The organism is Psychrobacter muriicola 2pS, assembly GCF_904846535.1.
Classification (GTDB): Bacteria; Pseudomonadota; Gammaproteobacteria; order Pseudomonadales; family Moraxellaceae; genus Psychrobacter; species Psychrobacter aquimaris.
In genome coordinates, this window is record NZ_CAJHBC010000005.1 from 121,490 (window position 1) to 146,076 (window position 24,587).

18 protein-coding genes and 1 tRNA gene are annotated in these 24,587 nt (G+C 44.0%); 15 read left to right on the forward strand and 4 right to left on the reverse strand.

Going from position 1 to position 24,587, the window contains the following annotated elements; genetic code table 11:
* Positions 1-102 precede the first annotated feature (102 nt).
* The 6 genes from JMX93_RS09145 (at position 103) to JMX93_RS09170 (ending at position 8,849) form a co-directional block, all read left to right on the forward strand.
* On the forward strand, positions 103-1,575 hold the full coding sequence (locus JMX93_RS09145; RefSeq protein ID WP_499204507.1) for a tetratricopeptide repeat protein: 1,473 nt from the start codon (positions 103-105) through the stop codon (positions 1,573-1,575).
* Positions 1,576-1,797: 222 nt separating this feature from the next.
* Positions 1,798-3,378, forward strand: coding sequence for a 3-deoxy-D-manno-octulosonic acid transferase (locus JMX93_RS09150; protein WP_499204508.1), 1,581 nt, complete (start codon positions 1,798-1,800; stop codon positions 3,376-3,378).
* Positions 3,375-4,100, forward strand: a complete 726-nt coding sequence (locus tag JMX93_RS09155; protein WP_499204509.1) for a 16S rRNA (uracil(1498)-N(3))-methyltransferase — start codon at positions 3,375-3,377, stop codon at positions 4,098-4,100. The genes JMX93_RS09150 and JMX93_RS09155 overlap by 4 nt, the downstream gene beginning before the upstream one ends.
* A gap of 290 nt (positions 4,101-4,390) precedes the next feature.
* Complete coding sequence (locus JMX93_RS09160) at positions 4,391-5,515, forward strand: Fe(3+) ABC transporter substrate-binding protein (RefSeq protein ID WP_499204510.1); 1,125 nt, start codon at positions 4,391-4,393, stop codon at positions 5,513-5,515.
* A 161-nt stretch (positions 5,516-5,676) separates the two neighbouring features.
* On the forward strand, positions 5,677-7,383 hold the full coding sequence (locus tag JMX93_RS09165; RefSeq protein WP_499204511.1) for an ABC transporter permease: 1,707 nt from the start codon (positions 5,677-5,679) through the stop codon (positions 7,381-7,383).
* A gap of 113 nt (positions 7,384-7,496) precedes the next feature.
* Positions 7,497-8,849, forward strand: coding sequence for an ABC transporter ATP-binding protein (locus JMX93_RS09170; protein WP_443556874.1), 1,353 nt, complete (start codon positions 7,497-7,499; stop codon positions 8,847-8,849).
* Positions 8,850-9,004: 155 nt separating this feature from the next.
* Here the strand turns inward: JMX93_RS09170 and JMX93_RS09175 are convergent, their stop codons facing one another.
* A complete protein-coding gene (locus tag JMX93_RS09175) occupies positions 9,005-9,877 on the reverse strand; it encodes a methyltransferase domain-containing protein (protein WP_499204512.1) in 873 nt (290 codons plus the stop codon).
* 322 nt (positions 9,878-10,199) lie between these two features.
* On the opposite strand from JMX93_RS09175, the gene JMX93_RS09180 reads away from it, so the two are divergent.
* From JMX93_RS09180 to JMX93_RS09215, 8 genes are all read left to right on the forward strand, one after another.
* A complete protein-coding gene (locus tag JMX93_RS09180; RefSeq protein ID WP_499204513.1) occupies positions 10,200-11,879 on the forward strand; it encodes an alpha/beta hydrolase family protein in 1,680 nt (559 codons plus the stop codon).
* 105 nt (positions 11,880-11,984) lie between these two features.
* Positions 11,985-12,164, forward strand: a complete 180-nt coding sequence (locus JMX93_RS09185) for a YdcA family protein (protein WP_499204514.1) — start codon at positions 11,985-11,987, stop codon at positions 12,162-12,164.
* A 304-nt stretch (positions 12,165-12,468) separates the two neighbouring features.
* A complete protein-coding gene (gene gyrA, locus JMX93_RS09190) occupies positions 12,469-15,288 on the forward strand; it encodes a DNA gyrase subunit A (RefSeq protein WP_499204515.1) in 2,820 nt (939 codons plus the stop codon).
* 185 nt (positions 15,289-15,473) lie between these two features.
* On the forward strand, positions 15,474-16,544 hold the full coding sequence (gene rarD, locus JMX93_RS09195) for an EamA family transporter RarD (protein ID WP_499204516.1): 1,071 nt from the start codon (positions 15,474-15,476) through the stop codon (positions 16,542-16,544).
* Between the two features lie 239 nt (positions 16,545-16,783).
* Positions 16,784-17,854: an EamA family transporter RarD gene (gene rarD, locus JMX93_RS09200; protein ID WP_499204517.1), complete on the forward strand. Its 1,071-nt coding sequence runs from the start codon at positions 16,784-16,786 to the stop codon at positions 17,852-17,854.
* Between the two features lie 192 nt (positions 17,855-18,046).
* Positions 18,047-18,715, forward strand: a complete 669-nt coding sequence (locus JMX93_RS09205) for a glutathione S-transferase family protein (protein WP_193013021.1) — start codon at positions 18,047-18,049, stop codon at positions 18,713-18,715.
* Positions 18,716-18,808: 93 nt separating this feature from the next.
* A complete protein-coding gene (locus tag JMX93_RS09210) occupies positions 18,809-19,051 on the forward strand; it encodes a hypothetical protein (RefSeq protein WP_193013020.1) in 243 nt (80 codons plus the stop codon).
* Positions 19,052-19,082: 31 nt separating this feature from the next.
* Positions 19,083-20,192: a ribonuclease Z gene (locus tag JMX93_RS09215; RefSeq protein WP_443556880.1), complete on the forward strand. Its 1,110-nt coding sequence runs from the start codon at positions 19,083-19,085 to the stop codon at positions 20,190-20,192.
* Between the two features lie 39 nt (positions 20,193-20,231).
* Here JMX93_RS09215 and JMX93_RS09220 read toward each other — a convergent pair whose 3' ends face one another.
* Positions 20,232-21,239 carry an ATP-binding protein gene (locus JMX93_RS09220; protein WP_443556881.1) on the reverse strand — a complete coding sequence of 336 codons (1,008 nt, stop codon included), beginning with the start codon at positions 21,237-21,239 and terminating at the stop codon, positions 20,232-20,234.
* A gap of 69 nt (positions 21,240-21,308) precedes the next feature.
* Here JMX93_RS09220 and JMX93_RS09225 point away from each other — a divergent pair, with 69 nt between their 5' ends.
* Positions 21,309-22,352, forward strand: a complete 1,044-nt coding sequence (locus JMX93_RS09225) for a serine/threonine-protein kinase (RefSeq protein ID WP_499204518.1) — start codon at positions 21,309-21,311, stop codon at positions 22,350-22,352.
* 110 nt (positions 22,353-22,462) lie between these two features.
* On the opposite strand, the gene JMX93_RS09230 is transcribed toward JMX93_RS09225, so the two are convergent.
* Positions 22,463-22,547: transfer RNA gene (locus tag JMX93_RS09230), tRNA-Leu, on the reverse strand.
* A 214-nt stretch (positions 22,548-22,761) separates the two neighbouring features.
* Entirely contained in the window at positions 22,762-24,576 is a 1,815-nt protein-coding gene (locus JMX93_RS09235) for a sigma 54-interacting transcriptional regulator (RefSeq protein WP_499204519.1), read from the reverse strand.
* Positions 24,577-24,587: the final 11 nt, after the last annotated feature.

Consider the following 24,587-nt stretch of genomic DNA (forward strand, 5'->3'; position numbering starts at 1 on the left):
TTTTCAATTTTAGGGTAAGGTAAACGACCGATGTTGGCTTAGTGCTATGATGACCTTATTTTTATTACTATTAATTTATCCCGATAAAGGATGCGCTTGTCTATGTCTGTATCACCTCTAACGCCCTTTGATTATATTGCAGCAGGCTATTGGCAAGATTTTCTAGCTGATCGTCCTATCGCTGGTGGTATTGCTTACGAAAGCGAGCTTCGTGATTGTATATTAGATGAGTCATTGGTCAGTCTACAGCGAATCGATACGCTACTGTCGCACATACGCCGTGAGATGGTTAAAACTGGTCGATGGCATGAAGAAACATTATTGATCGATGAACGCTATCGTAATTTTATGGTATTTTTGGCATTTTATGCAGGGCGAGTATTGGCACAGCAATGGCAAAATACGCCGCATTGGTATGGACAATTTGAGCTACATAAGCGCTATCCTGAATTGGCTCTCAAAACCGATGATTTTTATCAACATATGGCGGTTATCTATTGTCAGTCGGCTGATACTAATAGCGCTACGTCATTGTTTTTTGCCCTAGAGCCGATAGGTTTGCGGTTATTTGGTCATATTGATCGGCCGTTTGCAGCCGTACAAGGCGGTCAAGTGGCTAGTGGTTTATATCAAGCGGTTAGTGCAAGGCTGCCAAAGCTGAATGATGACCAAGTGGTTAAGTCAGGTACGTCAGTTTCAGTTACTCAAAGCAGCACACAAAATACAAATACAAGCGCTCATGTAGAGCGTATTAAAACGGTTGATAGTCAGAAACCATTGGAAAAAGAAGCGTTATATCATACGCCGAATGATACGCTAGCTGCTATACCAGAACCTAAAGTACTCGCTCAGCCAGAGATCCAAACTAAGCCTGTGCTGTCTAAAACAGAAACAGTGCGACCTCATACGGCCTCAGAAAATACGGTATTGGAGCAGCCACTACCATCGTTAGTGTCTGCTTCTCAAGAACCGCCAACGCCCGCGATTTTTACGCAACTGCTCGTAGAGCTGGAAAACGTAGAGGTCATTCAAACGGCTGGAAATATTGAGTATCAGCAAGCCCATAAAGTGCTGGAGCAATTTGAGCAACACATTTCCAAGCAAAGTAAGCCACGCGCGCAAATAAACTTTTCAGAGAGTCATTTGGCGGCAAAACAGCAAGCGTTATTAAAATTACAGGAAGCAGCGCATGCGGGTAATAGTGCTGCCATGCTACATTTGGCAATGTATGAGTTACTTGGTGAAGGATTAGCCGTTGATAAGCGTGCTGCTACAGAGTCAGGTGCTGAATGGGTTAAGCAGGCCGCCAGCAAAAACGACAGCCGTGCGCAGCGCCTACTAAGCAAGATGTATTACCAAGGCGTCGGCGTGGCGCAAGATATAGACACTGGCAAATATTGGCTAGAGCAAGCAGCGGAAAATGGACACACGGAAGCGGCGAGCGTAGTAGGGCAATGGCAACAAGCGCAAGCGTTGATAACGACGCAAAAACAAGAGCAACATAGTATGAAGCGCTACCAGCTGCTATTCGCAGCCATACTCGTGGTGGCAATACTGATCCTAATTATTGTCTAAAATATTTTATGGCAACACGCTGTAAAGCATATTGTTAAGCGCTAAATTCAGGTAGAATTGGCGCAATTTTTACCGTCACTTTGTTATAGTCGATTTAATTTAAAGAGGTAAAAGGCAACCGAGTGCAGATGTATAGGTCATACTGCAAGCGAGATTAACGCCATCACTCTTTCATGGTGGATTGACTATATTATTTGAGCCATTACTAATCTGGGCGACTTTATGCCATCTTCTCCTATATCCTCTGATTGTGCTTTAGAAGCGACTGACCCAGAATCGTTGCCCAGCCGCACTATTTATAACGCGCCTTTTTATTATCAGTGTGCCATCGGTTTACTTAAGCCGCTATATAGATTGCAAGTCTGGCGACGCTCACACAATCGTGACAACTATCAGCAAGAAGTGGCACAGCGTTTTGGTAAACAATATCCGCCACGGCCAGTGGCTGAAGCGACTAATACGCAAACCAATAAAGGCGTTATTTGGTGTCATGCGGTGTCATTAGGTGAGACCAATACCGTTGCGCCACTATTAGATACATTATTGGCTGATGGCTATCAAATATGGCTAACCAATACCACGCAGACAGGATTTGCTCGCGGTGCTAGCCGATTCGCCGATGAAATTGCCCAAGGTCGAATGAGCCACAGTTATGTACCTGTTGACAGTCCAGCTGTGATTGAGGCTTTTTTAGCGCATGTAAAGCCCATTGTTGCTCTGTTTGTAGAAACAGAATTATGGGCAAATATCTTAACCAAATTATCCGAACACCATATTCCCAGTATCTTGGTCAACGGTCGACTATCAGCGTCTTCTTTCCAAAGTTATCAAAAAATTGCTGCGGTCAGTGCCAGCATGATGAAAAACCTGACTTTGATTATCGCTCAAGACAGTGAGTCTGCTAAACGCTTTCGGCAATTGGGTGCAAATAGCGCGCAAATTCGTGTCGCAGGTTCACTCAAATGGGTGATTAATACGCCTAAAATTGAAGATAAAGCGACTGATATAGAAGATAACTATACAGAAAATCCTAGCGTACCAAACGGACAGTCTGAATCGCTCAAAGAACCTAAATTAGCAGAAGAGATGACTATAGCTGGTCGACCGATTTGGGTAGCCGCAAGCACCCATAGTGGTGAAGAAGAGACGGCACTGTCATTGCATCAACAGCTATTGTCTCATCCAGCGCTCGCTGATGCGCTGCTTATCATTGTGCCTAGACATCCTGAACGTTTTGATGAAGTAGCAGCGCTCATTCAAGCGTCCGAATTAACAATGGCGCGGCGTAGTGCAGAAGATACCATTCATGTTGACACACAAGTCTATCTGGCTGATAGCATGGGCGAGCTGATGGCATGGTATAAGTTGGCAGATGTGGCATTGGTCGGCGGCTCGTTAGTGGATGTCGGTGGACATAATCCCGTTGAGCCAGCGAGTGTGGCAACGCCTGTGCTCATGGGGTGCTATACTCAGTCTTGTCAAAGCGTGGTGGATAAATTGGCTGAGGTCGGCGCGTTATATCAGCCAAACAATATTTTTTATCGTCCGGTTACTGTTAATGCGGCTGCTACTAATACGAGTCAACAATCCTCTCGTAAGAAGCCTGCCCCTAAAGAGGATGCGGCACTCATTTATCAGCAGCTAGTGTCTTGGCTCAGCGATCTTGAGGTAGCGAAACAAGCAGGGCAAGCTGGCGCGCGAATGACGATACAACAGCAAGCAGTATTGACCCGCCAATTTACCATGATTAAAGAGGTTATTGAGCAGCATGTTATTCAACAACCAAGCCAAGAGCTGCTATGAATTGTCTATTATTACCCATTGAAAAATTCTCGTCGGAAGCGGCACATATTGATGAGTTATCGCAAATAGATCATGTCAATAAAGTGCTGATGGCAAAAGTTGGTGATACGCTAAAAATCGGTCAAATGGGTGGTCGTTTGGGCACTGCTGTTATAGAAAGCATCCGCTCTGATGCTATTCAGCTGCGTGATGTCGAGCTCACCATTGCGCCGCCACCTAAGTTAGATTTGACCGTCGTGTTGGCACTACCGCGTCCTAAAGTGCTGCGCCGCTTAATCATGGATATGACTGCGCTTGGTGTACGCGATATTATCCTAATCAACAGTTATCGCACGCAAAAAAGCTATTGGCAAAGTCCGATGCTTGAGCGCCTTGATGAGTTTGTATTAGAAGGACTGCAACAAGGTGTAGATACGATAGCGCCTCGTATCACTTTACAAAAACGCTTTAAGCCATTTGTGGAAGATGAGCTGGCAGGTTTGATAACCAATCGAGCCATCGTGGCGCACCCGTATAGTGAGCTATCCTTTACGCAATATCTACAACAGCAGCCATCGTTAGGATTGCCAAGTCTGGTTTGTATCGGTGCTGAAGGGGGCTGGATTGATTATGAAATAGCACTGCTCGCCGCTCAAGGTTGCGCGGCAGTCACTATAGGCTCGCGTATTCTACGTACCGAAGCCGCTGTCAATGTTATTTTAGGTCAATGGTTGCTGTCGTGAATCAGCAGATAATTGAAAGATGATTAGGACGTGCCATCACTCAAAAAAGGTATAGATTGACCCGTGAAGATCTATAAATTTATCCTTAGAAAGTGACAGTTGAGCCAAGTAAACAGTACATTTCAGAGTTAAACAAATGTATTGATAATTAATATCATTTCTATTAGTATGTTGTTTCAGAGATTATCGCGTGATTGAGCCTTATTATTAGAGGTCTTTAGCGCCGCCTTATCTTATTGTCATCTCGTCTATTTATCTCACCTTTTCGTAGCATCATTATGGGGAAAACCATGTCATTGAATGCCATTAGCGCTAACCTAACTTCTACTAAGATTATCTTGCCTGTTGCCGTATTTGGCATGATGTTAGGACTGGCTGGTTGTAGCAATTCATCTACAACAGAAGAGAGCGCAGAGGCGGAGACATCAGCGGCGGCTACAGAGCAACCAGCTGCTAATGATGGTGCTACGAGTGAAGATGGTCAAACGATTACTATTTATTCTTCGCGAAATGAGCAGCTGATTAAGCCATTGTTAGACCGTTATACCGAACAGACAGGTGTAAAGATTGAGCTAGTCACGGACAGTACAGGTCCGCTCATGGCGCGCTTGCAAGCCGAAGGTCAGAACACGCCAGCCGATATGCTGCTAACCGTTGATGCGGGCAACTTATGGCAAGCGGCTCAGCAGGGTTTGTTACAACCAGTATCCTCTACTGTGTTAGAGACCAACGTTCCTGCCAAATATCGTGATCCAAAAGGTCAGTGGACGGGTTTATCATTGCGTGCTCGCACAATCTTTTATGACCCAAGTAAAGTCAGTGCCGACCAGTTATCTACTTATGCAGATTTAGCTGATCCGAAGTGGAAAGGTAAGTTATGCCTACGTACCTCTAAAAAGGTCTATAACCAGTCACTTGTGGCTAGCATGATGGAGCACTTGGGAGAAGAAAAAACCGAAGAGATCGTCCGTGGTTGGGTGGCTAACTTAGCCACTGACGTATTCAGCGATGATACCAGTATGCTAGAAGCCATCGCTGCTGGTCAGTGTGAAGTAGGTATTGCAAATAGTTACTACTATGGTCGTCTGCTCGATGAAAAACCTAACTTCCCTGTGAAAATATTTTGGGCCAACCAAGGTACGACTGGTACACACGTAAACATTTCAGGTGCTGGTGTGGTTACGGGCTCAGATAATCCAGATGGTACGCTTAAACTGATGGAATGGTTGTCCTCTGATGAGGCACAAGGTGTTTATGCCAGCTCCGATAAAGAATTCCCAGTAAAAGTAGGGGTTGATGAGTCAGAAATGCTCAGATCATGGGGTGAATTCAAAAAAGACGATATCAATGTGCAAAAGTTTGGTGAGCTACAAACCCAAGCAATTCAGTTGATGGACAAAGCAGGTTATAAATAAGGTATTGACAGTCATACCACTCTCAAAAATGACAATGCCTATCAAGTACAAGTATCACTCTTGATAGGCTACATGATAATGTTTATGTTCAAAGCGGACAGTATTTTTGAGTTTGGTATAACGTTATAAGGTCTTTATGCGTATGACACGGTAATAATGATATGATCAAAACGCCAGACGCGTCTGTAAGTCAAAATGATACAGTCAATGATAGTATTGATGACAATAATGTTGATAATAATAGTATTGCTGACAATCAGACTATCAGCCAAGACCATGCCGTCCGTAAACGTATTATCTCGAAATCAGTCTTAGGACTGATTTCGTCGTTTATGCTTTTGCCGATTTTGATTGTGTTGCTATCATGGACACAGCCAATTGCCGATATTTGGACGCACATGGCAGACTATGTGCTGCCGCAAGTGCTTAAAAATACCGCAATTTTATTGCTGATGGTAACGGTCGTGTCTGGCACTATCGGTACAGCCCTTGCTTGGGTAACCAGCATGTACCGCTTCCCTGGGCAGCGGTTTTTTTCGTGGGCGCTGATGTTACCGCTGGCGATACCTGCTTATGTATTGGCGTTTGTCACCATTGGTATTGTTGATTTTAGCGGGCCATTACAGACAGGTTTGCGCGACCTAGGCTTTGACACGGCGATTCCTTCGGTACGTAATGTCTGGGGAGCAGGTCTGGTATTGTCCCTAGCGTTTTATCCTTATGTCTATTTGCTGGCGCGTCAAGCGTTTTTATCGCAAGGTAGGCGAGCGATTGAAGCGGGACAGATGCTGGGTTTAAGCCGAAGCCGCGTGTTTTTTCGGTTGGCATTACCACAAGCATTGCCGTGGATTATTGGCGGACTATTGCTGGCTAGCATGGAAACCTTGGCAGATTTTGGTGCCGTGTCGGTCTTTAATGTTGATACCTTTACCACGGCTATTTACAAAGCATGGTTTGGCTTCTTTAGTTTGACCACTGCGGCACAATTGGCTGCTTTGCTAATCGGTGTGATCTTTATTGTGGTATTGTTTGAGCAGTATTGGCAAACCAAGCGTGGCAATAACGTGACTCAAGGCAGTAGTCAGCGTTTCGATGCCAGTACGTCTGCGAAATTGGGTATGACATTGCTGTGTACCTTGGTGTTTGCCGTCGCTTTTTTAATCCCATTTCTGCAGCTAATCTATTGGACAGCATTGAATTTTCGCCAAGATTTTGATGCGCGCTATATTGATTTTGTGGTCAATAGTCTCACGATTGCGAGTATGACCACGATTTTTATTGCCTTTTTGGCGGTTATTATTGCGTGGATTAAGCGGCAATATCCTGATAAATTGACCAAGCTCATGACTACTTTGGCAAATTTGGGTTATGTGGTGCCGGGTACGGTATTGGCAGTGGGTATATTCATCCCAATTGCTTGGCTAGACAATCAAATGATTGCCTTTGGTATTACCTCGCAGCAAGTGCTATCAGGCAGTGTTATTGTGATGCTATTAGCATTATCGACGCGCTTTATGACGGTGAGTTTTCAGCCAGTCGATCGGCAGCTACAGCGCCTAACGGTCAATCAAGAAGCAGCCGCCAAATTATTAAGTGACAGTCCTTATCAGCGCTGGCGACAAGTGATGTTACCCGTGATTAGTCCAGGAATATTGACTGGATTACTAATGGGGTTTGTTGAAGTCATGAAAGAGATGCCGATTACGTTAATGACACGGCGCCAAGGTTGGGATACGCTGGCAGTGCGGGTATTTGAGATGACCAGCGAAGGCATGTGGGGACGAGCAGCGTTACCAAGTTTATTGATTGTGCTGGTTGGGCTGCTGCCTGTTTGGATATTATTGCGTCAAAGCGATAAGCAAGGTTAAGGCATTGTTAGAGTAAATCTGCATTATCCGCTAGCGCTCCACTTCTATTTTATGGTTGTTTTCACTGTTTTATCTATGGTTTTTTATTTACTAATAGCTAACTGGTACCGTCTATGTACACTGATTCAATGAAAGGCTCAGCAGACTCTAAATCAATCAATGCCAAGTCAATAAAAGCTAAGGCAAGGCTGGAGCATATAAAAAAATCGCCAGTTGCTCAAGTTAAGACACAGCCCGTTCAGCCTAGAAAATCCCTTGAAAGAGGCAGTGCTCTTAGCCAAGATGTTGAGACAGATACTGAGGCAGCTACGGCTACCAGCCCTTATTTTAGTGTGCAAGATTTGATCGTCGGTTATGACGATACGATTATCGTGAATGGTTTGTCACTGGAATTGAAGCAAGGCGAGATTGGTTGCTTTTTAGGTTATAGCGGCTGCGGTAAGACCACGGCACTAAGAGCAATTGCAGGGTTGGAACAAAGCCGTGATGGTATTGTTTTCTTAAACAATCAGTGTCTTACTAATAAAACTGACCGCAACTCGTATGCAGTAGCACCTGCTAAACGCGGTATGGGTATGGTGTTTCAGGACTATGCGTTATTTGGGCATTTGAGCGTGGCAAAAAACATCGCTTTTGGTCTGAATAAATGGTCTGCCGCTGATAAAAAAGCCCGTGTTGCTGAGATGCTAGAGCTGGTTGAATTGTCTGAGCATGCTGACAAACGTCCAAATGAGCTGTCAGGTGGCCAGCAGCAGCGGGTGGCATTGGCCCGTGCGTTAGCGCCAAAGCCGAAATTATTGCTACTCGATGAGCCATTTTCTAACTTAGATGTGGTGCTACGTGAGTCATTGGCAATGAATGTCCGTGATATTCTTAAACGCACCAATACCACGGCAATATTGGTCACTCATGATCAAAACGAAGCGTTTGCACTGGCTGATAAAGTGGGAGTGATGCATAAAGGTAAGCTGGTACAGTGGGCAACCCCAAGCCAGTTATATCATGAACCAATCAGTCCCTTTGTTGCCGAGTTTGTCGGTGAAGGCGCGATGATAGATGGCATCATCAAAGAAGGTCATGTTGAGACGGCATTAGGCGATATCTATCGACGTATGGAAATTTACGATGAATCAGGGTATCCACAGTATTGCGAGTACGATTATCCTAACGGCACACCGATTAAGGTGTTGGTGCGCCCTGATGATATCATTCATGACGATGAGAGCACACAAACTGCTTTAGTGGTTGGACGCGTATTTCGCGGTGCCAACTATTTATATCGCTTGCAACTCGACGACGGGCAAACGGTATTGTCATTAGTTGCCAGTCACCATAATCACGAGATTGGGTCACAGATTGGTATTTTACCTATCTTAGAGCACGTCGTGGTATTTGATGAAAAAGACATCAATGCGACGACTTGGTCAGAGTATGATAGGTCAGAGAGAGTTGAAGACGCAGAGTAGTCTTTATAGTCGAAGCATTTATAAATTATTAAGGTATTAACCTCGCGAAATGCACAAAGTGTACTATTTACGATAGGCTGCCTTGTGCTTACTTTACACTGCTGCGATTATATCAACTAAAAGTCTCTCCAGAAAACAGGCGCTTGCACTTAAGCTTATCGTGTCGCCAATATGTGCAAATAACGTCCCAACCGTTTATACGGCTCTAATTGCGAGTAGCGCAGCTCCATACGTATCACAGCATCTGGGTCATTGTGACCACCACGCTTAAGCGGGGCATAATCATGAAATACGCGCAGACCGCTGGTACGTATGGTCTGATAGTGATGCGCTGCTAACCAACGTTCGACTTCTTCTTTGGCGACAGGATGGTTGGGTGTGAGGCTTTTTTTGCTATCAGCCTTATATTCTGTATTATCGAGTAAGTTAAAATTTCCCATGATCAGGTTGCGATAATCAAAGCTTGCTGGGTTATAAAAGCATAAAGATAGTGCACCCTTATCCGTTAATTGCTGATCAAAAAAGTCCATCACGGCAGCGGGCTCGGCCAACCATTCAAGCAGCGCATGACACATGATTAAATCAAACTTTTCATGCTTTTCTTTGCCTAATTTTTCTGGCAGCTCCTGATAGGGGCAAACATACCATGTGATATCGAGGTTTTCGTCTATCTGCGCGGCACTCGCTTTCGCCTTTTCTAGCATGTTGCCTGAGATATCATTGATGACCAGTGTATGACCTTGGGCCGCAAGCTCTATGGCAATCTGTGCAAGCCCTGCACCCACATCCAAAATACGTAAAGGTCGCCCAAGGCTTTTGCTCATTTGCGCGCTATATTCAAAGATATCACGGCGCAGCACTGCCAATCGAATATCGCCTTTTAAGCCACCGTAGACCTTTTTTTCGAAATGATCTGCAATCGCATCGAAGCTACGATCGGCACGTATATCGCCTGATGCGTCGATTTGTTGTGTCAGATTAAGCGATTGGTTGTCATGTTCTTTTGTACTTTCACTATTGGTTTGCATAAAGCGCTATCTGTATTAGGGTTGTATTTCGGAACATCGTACAACAAAGACAAAATCTAAGCTAGGTTTGACAATAATACTAATTTTACTATCAGGTTAAAGATGCTGTTAAACGCATGTTTTCCAGTAGCTTTTCATAACATTTTACGGTATAAGTAGTAAGGTTTAAGAAGCAATTATTGAGACGGTTTTATTAGAAATGTTTGATATTGCAAAGTACTCAATAAAAACCATTGGATAACAAGAGTCTGCCACTCTAAAGTTTTCTATTGCAAAGGACTCTCAGCAAACGTCTGATTTACCACTGCTAAGGACAGCAACCATGATCGTATCTAAATCTACTACCGCTATAAGTGACAAGTCATCTATCAATACCCATCAATCAATATCCACTAATACAGGCAAGCCGGTGATGCTGCGCTGCCTATTATCGGTCGCCATTGCCAGTAGCTTGCTGCTCGTCGGTTGTGGCGATGACAATGATAATGTCATAGGCTCTGCGACGTCAGTTAAATCAATCAAGTCATTTAACACCGCGCAAATAAATACCCAGTTCGGTCTTGATGGTACGGCAACCCCTGATGCCAAATGCGATATCAAAATCGAAAAAGTCAGCTATCCGACAGTAGGGGCAGCGGGTGAGCGTACCAACGCGACAGCAGCCTTGATGCTACCAAGCGGAGACAGTGCTGACTGTCAAGGCGATCGACCTATCTTGCTATATGCCCATGGCACAACCACTGACAAAGACTACGATTTTAGCCAAGTAGCCAATCCTCAAAATTCAGCAGCTGGTGAGTCGACATTAATCGCCGCAAACTTTGCAGCTCAAGGTTATATTGTGGTTGCACCAAACTATGCTGGTTATGATGAGTCTGATCTTGATTACCATCCATACCTTGTGGCTGATCAACAAGCCACTGATATGGCCGATGCGCTAGATAGTGCCCGTACAATCATTGCAAGACAACAGCGCGCTAATGATCCTGATTACACCAACCTTGATGACTCTGGTGAGTTATTCATTAGTGGTTACTCACAAGGTGGGCACGTGGCGATGGCCACCGCTAGAATGTTCGAGAAAAACGATGAGCCAGTCACTGCAATTGCACCTTTATCAGGGCCTTATGCACTGGCAGCGTTCGGTGATGCCATATTTAGAGGAAACGTCAATATTGGCGCGACTCGTTTTGCACCGCTACTAGCATCTGGCCTCCAAAACGCGTATGGCAATGTCTATAACAGTACTGCTGATATATTTACTGCCAATTATGCAAACACAGAATTACCAAGTTTATTGAGCTTTGGTGAGTTGGTCGCCGCCAATAAACTGCCTGATAATGCGCTGTTTGAAAAAGACCCTGAAAATAATCCCACTCTCGATCTTTTACCACCACCCACCGTTCCCTTTGCCTCTATTGGCTTCGCGGATGACAATTATCTGATCAGAACGGACTTCCGTACCGCTTATATCGCAGATGCGTTACAGAACCCTGATAGCCTAATCGAGATGACGGGTGCATTGCCAGCAGCCAATCCAAAAAATAACTTACGCAAAGCATTAAAACTCAATGATCTACGTGGTTATGTGCCAAAAATGCCAACACTGCTATGTGGTGGCAATCAGGATCCAACGGTCTTTTATGATCTAAACACCAGTTCAATGGCTGCTATTATTCAAGGTAATGTCGCACAAAACCCAGCCCTTACCGTCAACGTGACAGTATTAGATGTTGATGCGACAACAGCCGCTGCTCGTCCTAATACTCCTAACGTTCAACTTATTGGACAGGCGTCCATGAACCAATGGAATATTAATTCTGTTGTAGCAAGTGTTCAAAGTAACTTTGTGCAAAATCTTCAACGGGTAATAGAGGCAGGAGCACAGCAAGGCATACCTGCAAGTGCTGCTGTATTGGGTAACTATCACGGTGGTCTGGTCAGTACTGCTTGTACACAAGCCACACGTGAGTTCTTTAATCAGGAATTTAAACCCGCTTAATAGAGGTCAGCTTAACCGTAAAAAATAGCTTTGCTATCGAAAAAACTGTGTCCACTGGATGCAGTTTTTTCATGAATACCATTTAATAATTAATAGGAGAGAAGTATGAAGTCAATGATGTTATCACTGGTTACCTGTGTCTTTATGATAGCTTCGATCAGTCAAGCACAGGCTAAGAATACACCTTGTTCGGGTAAAATGGGCGGCGTATCTCACTGCTCAAAAGATGGCAAGTTTGTCTGTAAAAATGGCAAAATCAGTCAATCAAAAAAAGTATGCCGTTAAAGTTGTTTTTACTCTTGTTATTAGAGTAAAAAAATCGCTAATCAGCTGTTTTGCTTAATTTTAATAACAGCCAGACGCCCCTAAATCAGCAAATTTGTGCTAAAATAGCTTCTTTAATTGAACATTATTTTTAACAAAAACCGTATCACTATTTTCCTATTGTTTTGCACGTTTGACGGTGCTTTTTTAGGGTCACTATTTTGATAGTAGCTGCGCATTGATGCAGCTATATTTTTGTATAACCCATGAGTATCTTGAACAAACGTGTCAACATTAGAAAAACAATGTGAGTGAAGGAGTGTATATGAGCGAATCGGTCAGTCCTATTGGCATCGTAGATGAACTAAAGCAATCCTATCTGGATTATGCGATGAGCGTGATTGTCTCGCGTGCGCTGCCTGATGTGCGTGATGGGTTCAAACCTGTACACCGCCGTGTGATGTACGCCATGCACGTGCTATCTAACGACTACAATAAGCCGTATAAGAAGTCTGCACGTGTGGTCGGCGATGTCATTGGTAAATATCACCCACATGGCGATAGTGCGGTCTATGATGCGATTGTGCGGATGGCGCAGGATTTTAGTTTGCGTTATCCGATGGTTGATGGTCAAGGTAACTTTGGTTCGATCGATGATGATCCACCGGCTGCCATGCGTTATACGGAAGTACGTATGACCAAGCTGACACATCAGATGCTTGCTGATTTAGACAAAGATACCGTCGATTGGGAAGACAACTACGATGGCTCTGAGCGCATGCCAAGTGTGATGCCAGCGCGTATTCCTAACTTGCTGGTCAATGGTGCGACTGGTATTGCAGTCGGTATGGCGACCAATATGGCGCCGCATAACCTGACAGAAGTTATTAATGCTTGTTTGGCTTATGCAGAAAACCCACAAGTATCAGCTGAAGAGTTGATGTCACACATCTCAGGTCCAGATTTCCCAACGGGCGGTATTATCTACGGTCGCGCGGGTATTTTAGATGCTTATCGCACGGGTAAAGGTCGCCTGCACATACGTGGTCGCTACCATATCGAAGCCATGAGTGATACGGGTGTCAACCGTGATCGCGAGCGTATTGTATTTACCGAAGTGCCTTATCAAGCCAATAAAGCCAAACTGATTGAGCGTATTGCAGAGCTTGTACGTGATAAAAAAATCGAAGGCATTAGCGAGATTCGTGATGAGTCTGATAAAGACGGTATGCGTATCGCCATTGACTTGCGTCGCGGCGAGACTGCTGAAGTAATTGTCAATAACTTGTTCTTGCAAACGCCGCTAGAATCTAGCTTTAGTATCAATATGGTGGCGCTAGATAATGGTCAGCCAAAATTATTAACCCTGCGTCAGCTCATCGCTGCGTTTGTGCGTCATCGTCAAGAAGTGGTGACCCGCCGTACGATTTATGAGCTGAACAAAGCGCGCGTACGTGGTCATTTGCTCGAAGGTCTAACGGTTGCTCTTGCCAATATCGACGAGATTATTGCGACGATTAAAGCATCTGCAAACCGCGGCTTGGCACGTGAAAGCTTATTAAACAACACCTGGGGTTCAGGTAGCGTGGTGGCGATGCTTACCGCTGCTGGTAGCCAATCTGTGCGTCCTGAGTTTATCGAAGGCGAAGATCCTAAAGCGCCGTTTGGTCTTATCGAAGGTGAAGAACGTTATCGCTTATCACTTGAGCAGGTCAACGCGATTTTAGATATGCAGTTGCATCGTTTAACGGGTCTTGAGCAAGACAAATTGACCGAAGAATATCAGGACTTACTACGCGAAATCGCGCATTTAGAGTCTATTCTTGGTGATTTTGATAAGCTAATGACCATTATCTCTAATGAGATGATTGAGATTCGTGATAACTTTGGTGACGACCGCCGTACCGATATTATTGACTCGCGTACTGACTTTAACCGTGAAGATTTGATTCCTGAACAAACGGTCGTCATGACGGTTTCGCGTACTGGTTATGCAAAAACTCAGCCGATTGATGATTATGTCGCGCAAAAACGTGGCGGTAAGGGCAAGTCTGCAACGGCAATGAAAGAAGATGATGTGATTGATCACTTGGTGGTCACCTCAACGCATGCTACTGTATTGTGCTTCACAGATAGTGGTCGTGTCTTCAGCTTACGTGGTTTTGAAGTGCCGATCGCCAGTCGCGGTGCTCGCGGTCGTCCATTAGTAAATTTAATTGGCTTAAATCCTGATGAAACCGTCACCACGATACTGCCAATTCCAAAAATAGTGGAAGATCTATCAATAAAAGGTGAAGCGTCAACAGATGCTCTAATAGATGGGGATGATGATTTATTAGACGACAGCACGCAAGCAGAGCCACCTTTTGTGTTCTTTGCAACTGCCAATGGTACGGTGAAGCGGGTAGAGCTTAAACAGTTTGCTAATATTCGCTCGAACGGTTTAATTGCAGTTGGATTAGAAGAAGGCGATAAGCTAGTAAGCGCTCGTATTACCAATGGTAACCAAGAAGTGATGTTGTTTGCTTCAAGTGGTAAAGCCATTCGTTTTGATGAGAATGATGCTCGCGTGATGGGCCGTACGGCTAAAGGTGTCCGTGGTATGCGTTTGGCGACTAATGAATCTATCAAATCATTGGTTGTGATCGAAGATGATGTACGCGAAATCCTCATTGCTTGTGAAAACGGCTTTGGTAAGCGTACCTTGATCGATGAGTTCAATACCCAAAATCGTGGTGGTGGCGGTGTGATTGCCATCAAGACCAGTAAGCGTAATGGTGCACTGGTACGTGCCACCAAGGTTGACTCTACAGATGATATTATCTTAATTTCTGATAAAGGTACGTTGGTTCGTACGCCCGTTGAGCATGTCGCTAGCTCTGGTCGTAATACGCAAGGTGTTACACTGATTCGTCTGTCAAAAGACGAGAAGCTAGTTGCTATGGCACGTGTTGAGCACGAAGAAGGTGACGATGAGTTAGTCGATGCCATGAGAGAAGACGGTACATTTGATGTGGAAGGTCAAGAGCAGAGAGAGATTGATGCGGCGACTGGCAACACAGCAATGAATGACGTTATGGATATTTCTACTGACAATGAATTAGATATTGACAGTGCAGACGGTGAAAACACAGACGACGAATAAATGTCTCAGTAGTTAGCTTTTTGATCTAGTCTGATATGATTGTTCTAAAAAAAGCCTCTGACGTTATCGTCGGAGGCTTTTATTTTTTCTGTATCTTCTCTATTGTTAGGGTCTGCCTATAAGTTTCTGCTGCTCTAATTTTTTATAAATAATGTACACAGGGTTTTACTTTTAAGGCTGTTGTTATGCTTACGACCAATCAAACCTTTCAGGGAACTGTCGCAGCGGTATCGTCGAGCTTTTTATTCTCGATGATGTTTTTGTTTGGGCTATTTATGCTGCCCTTAACGGGGACGCAGGTGGCCTCGTGGCGAGTGTTGATGATGCTGTTAAGTTTGATCATCTTGCTCAGTTTGACCAAGCAATGGCAGCATGTCTTTGATTATATTAAGACACTTAAGACCTTAAAAGAATGGCTGATATTTATACTACCTGCACCGATCTTGGGCGGACAGATTTGGCTATTTATGTGGGCACCAGTCAATGGCTTTGGTCTGGATGTCACCTTGGGCTATTTTTTATTACCGCTGGTGATGATTGTACTTGGTCGATTTTTTTACCATGAGCATATGAGTGTATTACAGTGGGTAGCCGCGATATTTGCGGCGCTAGGCATTGGTTACGATGTCATTCAGTATGGCTCAGTGTCTTGGGTGACGTTGTTTGTGTGCTTGGGCTATCCGCCGTACTATCTGCTTCGTCGCACACTTTCCGTCCCGCCGATTACAGGTTTGCTGTTTGATTTGACATTGCTAACGCCAGTAGTGCTTATCATGCTTTATGTGACTGGTGGTTTTAGTGTGGCGGCAGAGGACATGAAATTTTGGTATTTATTGCCGCTGCTTGGTGCCTTTAGTGCACTTGCGATGTCTCTGACGATGATTGCCAGTAGCAAGCTGCCAGTGTCTCTGTTTGGCGCGCTAAGCTACATAGAGCCGATGTTGTTATTTGTGCTGTCTATCACAGTTCTGAGTCAGAGCCTTGATGAAGGCGGCTCGCTCTTTATGTATGGGATGATTACGCTTGCGCTACTGGTGATGATGGTTGATAGTGTGACAGGCTATTTTGTCCGTCGCCGTAACGATCATCTGCATGGGTATAGAGAGCTTCAGATTGGCGGCTTCCCTCCGCGCCGCCATTTTATCAATCAGCGTATCGATGGTGTGCTAAAAGCGCATCGTTTTCGCAAAATTCGTCGTTATCAAAAAAAGATGGATAAGATACAGCAAAAAATCGAACAACTTGATTTAAAGTAAGTACTTACATGCATTAAACTTACTCAATGCAGAAGTTGGCAGACTAGATGAACAGTAGCATTGCTTATCTATTCTGACTTTGACATAATGCTGCCATGATGTAAGCACGATACATTAAAAGCGTTTATCTTAGATCGCGCGACGACCTTATATGCAAAAGCCTCAGACGTTCTCGTCTGAGGCTTTTGTTTTTTTTTAAAATTGCCAAGGATGTGCCCCAATCTATAAAGGCTGTTGTAATGCTGACTACTAACCAAACCTCGCAGGGTACAATCACTGCTGTGGCTGCAAATTTTTTATACTCATTGCTGTTCCTATTTGGTTTGCTGCTGCAACCATTATCAGGTACGCAAGTCGCTTCGTGGCGTGTGCTGACGATGTTTTTTAGTCTGGTGCTGCTAGTCAGTTTGCTAAAGCAATGGCAGCATATTTTTGACTATTTAAAAACATTAAAAAATGCAAAAGAGTGGTTTTTATTTATATTACCCACACCGATTTTGGGCGCGCAAATCTGGATATTTATGTGGGCGCCAGTCAATGGCTTGGGGCTTGAGGTGACGTTGGGCTACTTCTTATACCCAATGATCATGATCGTGGTCGGTCGCTTCTTTTATAATGAAGACATGAGCTTGCTACAGTGGGCTGCGATCATATGTGCAGGTCTCGGTATTGCTTACGATATCTTTGAATATGGTGCGATCTCTTGGGCGACTTTGTTTGTGTGCTTGGGTTATCCTCCTTATTATCTGTTACGTCGTAAATTGGCCGTACCGCCTATCACAGGCTTGATCTCTGATCTTGTGTTGTTATTGCCAGTGGTATTGATCGCGCTGTATATGAATGGGGGCTTTGAGGTAGCAATAACCAACCATAAGCTTTGGTATCTGTTGCCGTTATTGGGCATTATCAGTACCGCTGCGATGTCACTGACGATGGTAGCGAGCCAAAAGCTGCCTGTCTCATTATTTGGGACTTTGTGCTACCTTGAACCAATATTCTTATTCGTGTTTTCGATTGCGATTTTGGATCGTAACTTACATGATGGTGGATCCATGCTGATGTACAGCATGATTTTTGTCGCATTGCTTATTATGATTGCTGATAGTGCACTGGGTTACATGGCACGCAAACGTGACGACCGTTTGCATGGCTACAATGAGCCACAAGTAGGCAGTTTTCCGCCACGACGTCGCCTGAAAAATCGCCGTATTAAAGGCGTGCTAATGGCGCACCGATTCCGCCAAATTAAAAAGTATCAGCAAAAGATAAATAAGATGACACGCAAAATTGAAGAGTTACATGCTAAATAACACTTGCTAGTTAAGTCAGATGAGTTGGACTTGGCAGGCAGTGTTTTTCGTCATCGTTCTACAAACTTGCAGTGTTAAAGGAGCGCAAATTACGCTATCATCGAGGGCAGTGCTGTCACTCTTAATTGGAAGCGTGGCACTGTATCAAAGAGATTATGGCTGATTTAAAACAATATATAACTAGGACGGTTTATGTTAACTCTGCATCATTTAAACAATTCGCGCTCGTTTCGTATTTTATGGTTACTAGAAGAGTTGGGGCTCGATTATGAGCTGATCACCTATGAGCGTACTAAGGCGCATCTTGCACCTGAGAGCTTAAAGAAAGTGCATCCGTTAGGACACACGCCGGTGCTTGAAGTCGGTGATCGCGCGTTGGCTGAGTCAGGTTTTATTATTGAATACTTGCTGAGACACTACGATAAGGAACATCAGTTTAAGCCTTCTGATGATAACGAGTCGGCGTGGGAAGCCTATACTTTTTGGCTGCATTTTGCTGAAGCTTCGGCGATGCCACCATTGGTCATGCGTCTGGTATTTAACAAAGTGGTTGAACGATCACCCATGCTGATCAAGCCGATAAGTAAAGGAATTCGCAAACAAGTTGAAGATGGAATGATCAATAATAATATAGTGAATAACTTAAATCTGATGGAGAAGCAGCTACAAGATAGTCACTGGTTCGCTGGTGAAGCATTCAGTGCCGCTGATATCCAAATGCATCTTGCAGTTGTGGGTGCCAATGCTGGTACAGGATTAGATAGCAGTAAATATGCTAATATCTTAATCTGGCTAAAACGCTGTGAAGAGCGCGATGCCTTTAAGCGTGCAGAAGAAAAGGGCGGTCGTTTGCAGTTCTAAACGAGGCGCATTTAATCGTTAATAAATGACTAATTTGATATTAAAACGAAAGGTTTTGTTTATTTATAGACAAAACCTTTTTTAGGATAAAAAATGACAGAGCTGAATAAATCAAATAACAAAAATACCGATACTGGTATTGCTGCTGACGGTAATGTGCATAGCCAGCAAGTATCCATTAAAGCATGGTCACAAAAATTGCTCGTAGTGATTCTATGCATTGCCAGCTTTTATGGCGGCTGGAAATCTTATGAGTCTAATATGGTCAGTGAATGTACGGCCAATGGCGGGAAAATGATTGAAGGTCAAAGAACCATGCTATGTCAGTCGTCATAGAAAATAAGGAATTAGCTAAAAGAGTTTGTCTATGTTAAAGCTAACCTTCTTGGGCACCTCCGCAGGTGTGCCAACCAAACAACGTAATGTGACCGCCTTGGCGATCGAATGCTTGAATCCTAATACTTCTGGGTCACAGCAAGGCAGTCAAAATAAAAAGTCGCGCCCATGGCTATTGATTGATTGCGGGGAAGGCACACAGCAGCAGCTATTGTATACCAAGCTCTCCTTACGTCAATTAACGGCTATTTGTATTACGCACGTCCATGGCGACCATTGTTATGGTCTGCCAGGATTGCTGGCGAGTGCCGCGATGTCAGGTCGCAGTGAGCCACTGACGCTCATTGCACCAAAAGCCATCTCGGCGCTGCTTGATGCCTTTATCCTACATACTGAATTATATCTGCCCTTTACTCTCAATTTTGCGTCGATAGAGGATTTGTTATCGCAAGAAGATAATAAGGGTAAAGTAAAAATCGACTTGGATAATCAACATCAGCTTATGATAGACGTCTATCCCTTATCACATCGTGTGCCATCTCATGGATTCGGTATCACGCAAACCATCAGCCGTCGCACTCTTAACACGGACAAGCTCATAGCAAATGGTATCCCAGCAAGTGCGCTGTGGGGCAAGCTACAACAAGGCGAAGACGTCATCACTAAAGATGGTCAGCACTTGCAGTCAGCAGACTATGTCAATAATAAGACGCAGCGGACAAAAGTGGTGGTAGCAGGGGACAATGATACGCCAGACTGTTTGAGCACAGCGGTTATGGATGCGGATTTGTTGGTGCATGAGGCCACTTATACGCACGAGGTCATGATGGCTATTCAAGCCAGAAACCCTGACTTTGACCCCATGCATAGCAGCGCTCATGTGGTGGGTACATTCGCGCAAAAAATGAACCTGAAAAATATCATTTTGACCCACTTTAGCGCTCGTTATCAGGGCTTTGATAATCCAGATAGCGAAACGCCAAATATGGCATATATTCGCTTAGATGCGCAAAGTGTCTATCAAGGCAATCTATGGCTGGCAGTCGATTTTGACCAATATATGGTAAATGGTGCAGTTGATTTGGAAGACGGTACGAAGAGTAGCCGCGTACAATATTTAGGGTCTGCACGCGGTCGTTAAGCGCTGAGCGCCGTCATAAAAATAACTTTTCATTAAGTTTTACGACTGACTGTCTTCAGCTGCTAATCGTGTCTGTCCTATCCAGTAGCGGCTAAACTGATATGCCACTCGTCCTGAACGTCCACCGCGCTCTGATGCCCAGCGCAATGCTGCTGCTCTGATATTATCAGGTAGTGTATTGTTGGTTGTTTCGACACCAACTTTTTGAGTGTCACTTGCTGTATTATCATTTACTTTAGCGTCATTTGCTTTAACGTCATTCGTATTATCTATACTACGGTTTGGCGAAAGTGATAAATAATGGTGCACGATGTGTAAATAGGTGTTTTGATCCATTGGATGAAATGACAGCCATAAACCAAAGCGATCAGACAGCGATACTGTCTCATCAATAGTTTCATAAGGATTGACTTCATCGGTTTGACCGTTATAAATATTGACATTGTCTTTCATCAGCTGAGGCAACAGATGACGGCGGTTACTGGTAGCATAAACCAATAACTTGTCTTGCTCCGAATCTAGCGAGCCGTCCAATACGCTCTTTAACGTCCGATAACTCTCGTCTTGACCGTTAAATGCTAAGTCATCACAGTAGACCACATAGTGACAACCACAATCCGCTGGTAGCGCATTAATGGCGGCGCGTATTTTATCAAGCACTCGCAGGTCATCACGGGCAATTTCAATAATGCGCAGTCCTTCGCTATGATAGGCTTGTAGCAATGCCCGAATCAGCGATGATTTGCCTGCACCACGTGTCCCTGTCATTAAGACATGATTGGCAGGATGACCCTTTAGAAACTGGCGCGTGTTTTGTACCAGTTTTGCCTTTTGGATATCGATACCATGTAGGTCGTCTAAACTTAAAAATAAGTTAACTGCCAATGGCTCTAAATGTCCATTATGACCACTGACCCAGCGATAGGCTAGTTGAGCAGGATCAATCTCGATAATGGGTGTGACTTGCTCTTGTAAATACTGTCCGAGTAAATCCAATAAATGGTCAGGCAGGGCGTAATTCGTAACAGGCTTAGTGGATTGGGGCATAATACTCAGTCGCTCATAAAAATTAAAATGACGTTCGGCATACTAGCTATATAGAGGTATCACTTTACCATGAAACATAGTGCCAGTAATTCTTCTAATGCAAAAGCGGGTGCAAAACACACAGGTACAGAACGAGCGTTTTTGAAACAAGCATTACAAATGCAAGCTCAGCAAATTCTGCCAACATTGACTACATTATTCTCAAGCTTGAATTATAGCGAGATATCACATCAGCGCATCAGCCAGCAAAGTAACAATAACGAGAATGACTACCAAGGCTTGACGCGTGCCCAGCATCCACAGTTTGGTCGAGTGATGATTAAATGGCAGTTAACGGCTGCTACCAATCAAAATTTGGCTAGCTTAACCCTTGAAGCTAATGTTCTAAAATCTATCAATAATTTATCAACCAATCAAAAGAGATTTCAAGACAGTCATTCTGCTATCGCTCCACCAATACTAGCTTATGAAAGTCTAACAGTTCAAGTATTAGCGCAGTTTTCGCAGCTGATTATATTTACTATGCCGTATTATCTGAATGGTAGCTTGGCAACTCAGCTTAACGCTCGAAATTACTCGTCATTGACCACTCTACGAAAGCATCATTTTATTATGCAGTCTGCGCACCGCATAGCCAATCTACATAGCGCCGATTGGTTACATAATGATATTAAGCCCAGTAATATTTTGCTAGATGATTTTTTGCCAAATCATGCGGATGATAGCAGTATCAAGGCTGATTTATGGTTAACCGATTTTGCCTTAGCAGAATGTCTTAACACCCCTAGTTTGGCAAGTCCTGCTGGTACACCAGCGTATCTTGCCCCTGAGCGCTGGCAGGGACAGAGTGCAACAGTACAAAGCGATATTTATGCGTTTGGCATCATGATGTATGAGATATTAGTAGGTGAGCGACCATTTAATATAGACCCTCAAAGTAATCAGTCCATGACAGATTGGGCCATTCAGCACTGCCAGCAGCCTATTCCAAAATTACCGATAGAATATAGTCACTATCAAGGTATCATTGATAAAGCATTAGCAAAGCAGGTGGAGAGAAGGTATCAAAATATGGAGCAGATACTTTTAGATTTAGAAAGTATTGATAGGTAATGAATCAGAAAATATAAATCCGTAAAACTCTAAATACAAAAAGAACAGACACAAAAAAACCTGCTCAAAGGCAGGTTTTAATATTTGATCTAAGATGTACTATCCGAAAATGGTGGGGCTGGAGAGACTCGAACTCTCACACCTTGCGGCGCCAGAACCTAAATCTGGTGCGTCTACCAATTCCGCCACAGCCCCATTTTCGTTACTCTATCATCAAAAGCGATTAAATTCAAACGCTATCTAGATAGTTAACTGATTCGGTAGTGCGTCTCAGTGGTTGGCTATTATATAGATTTTGAAAAGTTTGGCAACCCCTATTTGCATTTATTTTTAAATATTTATCATTTATTTTCACTTATTTTTATAAGCTATTGATATTAATGGTATTTAATTTTATGGGTTTGCAGTTTTAATAATGATTCTTTTGTCCTTCTTCTGAAGAAATATCTAATTGCTGTAATTTGCGTGTTAGGGTGTTGCGTCCCCAACCGAGTAAATTGGCGGCTGCTATCTTTTTGCCACCACTATGGTTGAGCGCTGCTGTCAATAAAACGCGTTCAAACTCAGGGGTTGCCGTTTGCAAAATATCGGTTTCTCCTGTTTGTAGAGATTGCTCAGCCCAAGCAGCCAATGCTTGTTGCCAACTTAAACGATGGGAATGAGAGCGTATTTGGTCATTTTGAATCATAGCTTGTGAGGGTAGACTTTGCTCTTGATACGCTTCTAAATCAGATGAGAGGTTAGCAAGTAGCTCTGGTGGCAAGTCATCCACCATCACTGTGTCGCCTGTGGCCATCACGGTCAACCAAAGGCAGACATTCTCAAGCTGGCGAACATTACCACGCCACTCAAAAGCCTGCATGATATGTAGCGCCGTCGGATGTAGCTGTTTCTCTGCACTATTCATCTGCTCAGCCGCGCGCTGCATAAAGTAGTTGGCTAATGCTGGAATGTCTTCAGGTCGTGTCCGTAATGGTGGTAACGGCAAACGAATAACGTTAAGGCGATAAAACAGATCTTCACGAAATTTGCCTTGTTTGACCAGTTCTTCTAAGTTTTGATGGGTAGCGGCAATGATGCGTACATTCACTTTGACCGGCTGCTGTCCACCTACGCGAAAAAACTCACCATTGGCCAGTACTCGTAGCAGCCGAGTTTGGGTGCTATAAGGCATATCGCCAATTTCATCTAAAAACAATGTCCCACCATCCGCTTGCTCAAAACGACCTTGTCGCGTCGTCGTCGCACCAGTAAATGCTCCTTTTTCATGACCGAATAATTCAGATTCAATCAAATCATGTGGAATGGCGGCCATATTGAGGGCAATAAAAGGTTGCTGGTGACGCGGTGAATGCTGGTGCAAAGCACTGGCGACTAATTCTTTACCAGTTCCTGATTCACCAGTAATCAAGACGGTAATGGGTGAGTGCGCCAATCTGCCAATGGCACGAAACACCGTCTGCATCGCTTGTGATTGCCCAATGATGCCGCTTGGATTGTCATTGGCGCTGATGGTAGTTTTAACGTTGGTTTTATGGTTGGATGTTTTATTGGTTTTGCTGACCAGAGTAGCCTTGCTAGCAAGCTTGGGTCTGGTATCGGTATAGGGTTTTACCTGTATATTGGATAAAGTATCTGATGAATTTGTAGTGATGGTCTTCGGAGCAGGTTCAGCTGTAGAGTTTGCTACCGCCATATTGGGCTGATAATTAATGGCTTTATAAATCGTTACGACGGCATCATCCAAGTCAAAAGGTTTTGGCAGGTATTCAAAAGCACCTGTTTGATAGCTGTTAATAGCAGAAGTGAGGTCGGAATGCGCCGTCATAATGACAATGGGCAGCTTAGGGAAGTGCTCATGTACCCAATCGCTAAAAGACAAACCATCCATCATGGGCATACGAATATCGGTCAATATCACATCGGGCAACTGAGCGGCTGATTCCTGCTGTTGTAAAATATCGTTGAGGCGTGTCCACGCTGCTTGCGCTTGGGTAAAGCTGATAACGTTTAGACCTGCATCCTCAAAAGTATCTGCCAACACCAAGCGCAATGCTGCATCGTCATCGATGAGCCATAAAGTTGCAGGGTTATCCTCAGGCGCATTATTGACCGTGACTTTTATAGCGTGGTTATCAGATTCTCGTATAGCTGGATTATCTGATGTTTGGGCAGAGCCTTGATTGTCGCTGTTAGGTGTGGCTTTGTCATTATATGCAGTCATTTATCAGGCCT

Coding starts and splice junctions, on each gene's coding strand:
- JMX93_RS09145 (WP_499204507.1), top strand. CDS start 103: ATGTCTGTATCACCTCTAACGCCCTTTGATTATATTGCAGCAGGCTAT.
- JMX93_RS09150 (WP_499204508.1), top strand. CDS start 1,798: ATGCCATCTTCTCCTATATCCTCTGATTGTGCTTTAGAAGCGACTGAC.
- JMX93_RS09155 (WP_499204509.1), top strand. CDS start 3,375: ATGAATTGTCTATTATTACCCATTGAAAAATTCTCGTCGGAAGCGGCA.
- JMX93_RS09160 (WP_499204510.1), top strand. CDS start 4,391: ATGTCATTGAATGCCATTAGCGCTAACCTAACTTCTACTAAGATTATC.
- JMX93_RS09165 (WP_499204511.1), top strand. CDS start 5,677: ATGATCAAAACGCCAGACGCGTCTGTAAGTCAAAATGATACAGTCAAT.
- JMX93_RS09170 (WP_443556874.1), top strand. CDS start 7,497: ATGTACACTGATTCAATGAAAGGCTCAGCAGACTCTAAATCAATCAAT.
- JMX93_RS09175 (WP_499204512.1), bottom strand. CDS start 9,877: ATGCAAACCAATAGTGAAAGTACAAAAGAACATGACAACCAATCGCTT.
- JMX93_RS09180 (WP_499204513.1), top strand. CDS start 10,200: ATGATCGTATCTAAATCTACTACCGCTATAAGTGACAAGTCATCTATC.
- JMX93_RS09185 (WP_499204514.1), top strand. CDS start 11,985: ATGAAGTCAATGATGTTATCACTGGTTACCTGTGTCTTTATGATAGCT.
- gyrA (WP_499204515.1), top strand. CDS start 12,469: ATGAGCGAATCGGTCAGTCCTATTGGCATCGTAGATGAACTAAAGCAA.
- rarD (WP_499204516.1), top strand. CDS start 15,474: ATGCTTACGACCAATCAAACCTTTCAGGGAACTGTCGCAGCGGTATCG.
- rarD (WP_499204517.1), top strand. CDS start 16,784: ATGCTGACTACTAACCAAACCTCGCAGGGTACAATCACTGCTGTGGCT.
- JMX93_RS09205 (WP_193013021.1), top strand. CDS start 18,047: ATGTTAACTCTGCATCATTTAAACAATTCGCGCTCGTTTCGTATTTTA.
- JMX93_RS09210 (WP_193013020.1), top strand. CDS start 18,809: ATGACAGAGCTGAATAAATCAAATAACAAAAATACCGATACTGGTATT.
- JMX93_RS09215 (WP_443556880.1), top strand. CDS start 19,083: ATGTTAAAGCTAACCTTCTTGGGCACCTCCGCAGGTGTGCCAACCAAA.
- JMX93_RS09220 (WP_443556881.1), bottom strand. CDS start 21,239: ATGCCCCAATCCACTAAGCCTGTTACGAATTACGCCCTGCCTGACCAT.
- JMX93_RS09225 (WP_499204518.1), top strand. CDS start 21,309: ATGAAACATAGTGCCAGTAATTCTTCTAATGCAAAAGCGGGTGCAAAA.
- JMX93_RS09235 (WP_499204519.1), bottom strand. CDS start 24,576: ATGACTGCATATAATGACAAAGCCACACCTAACAGCGACAATCAAGGC.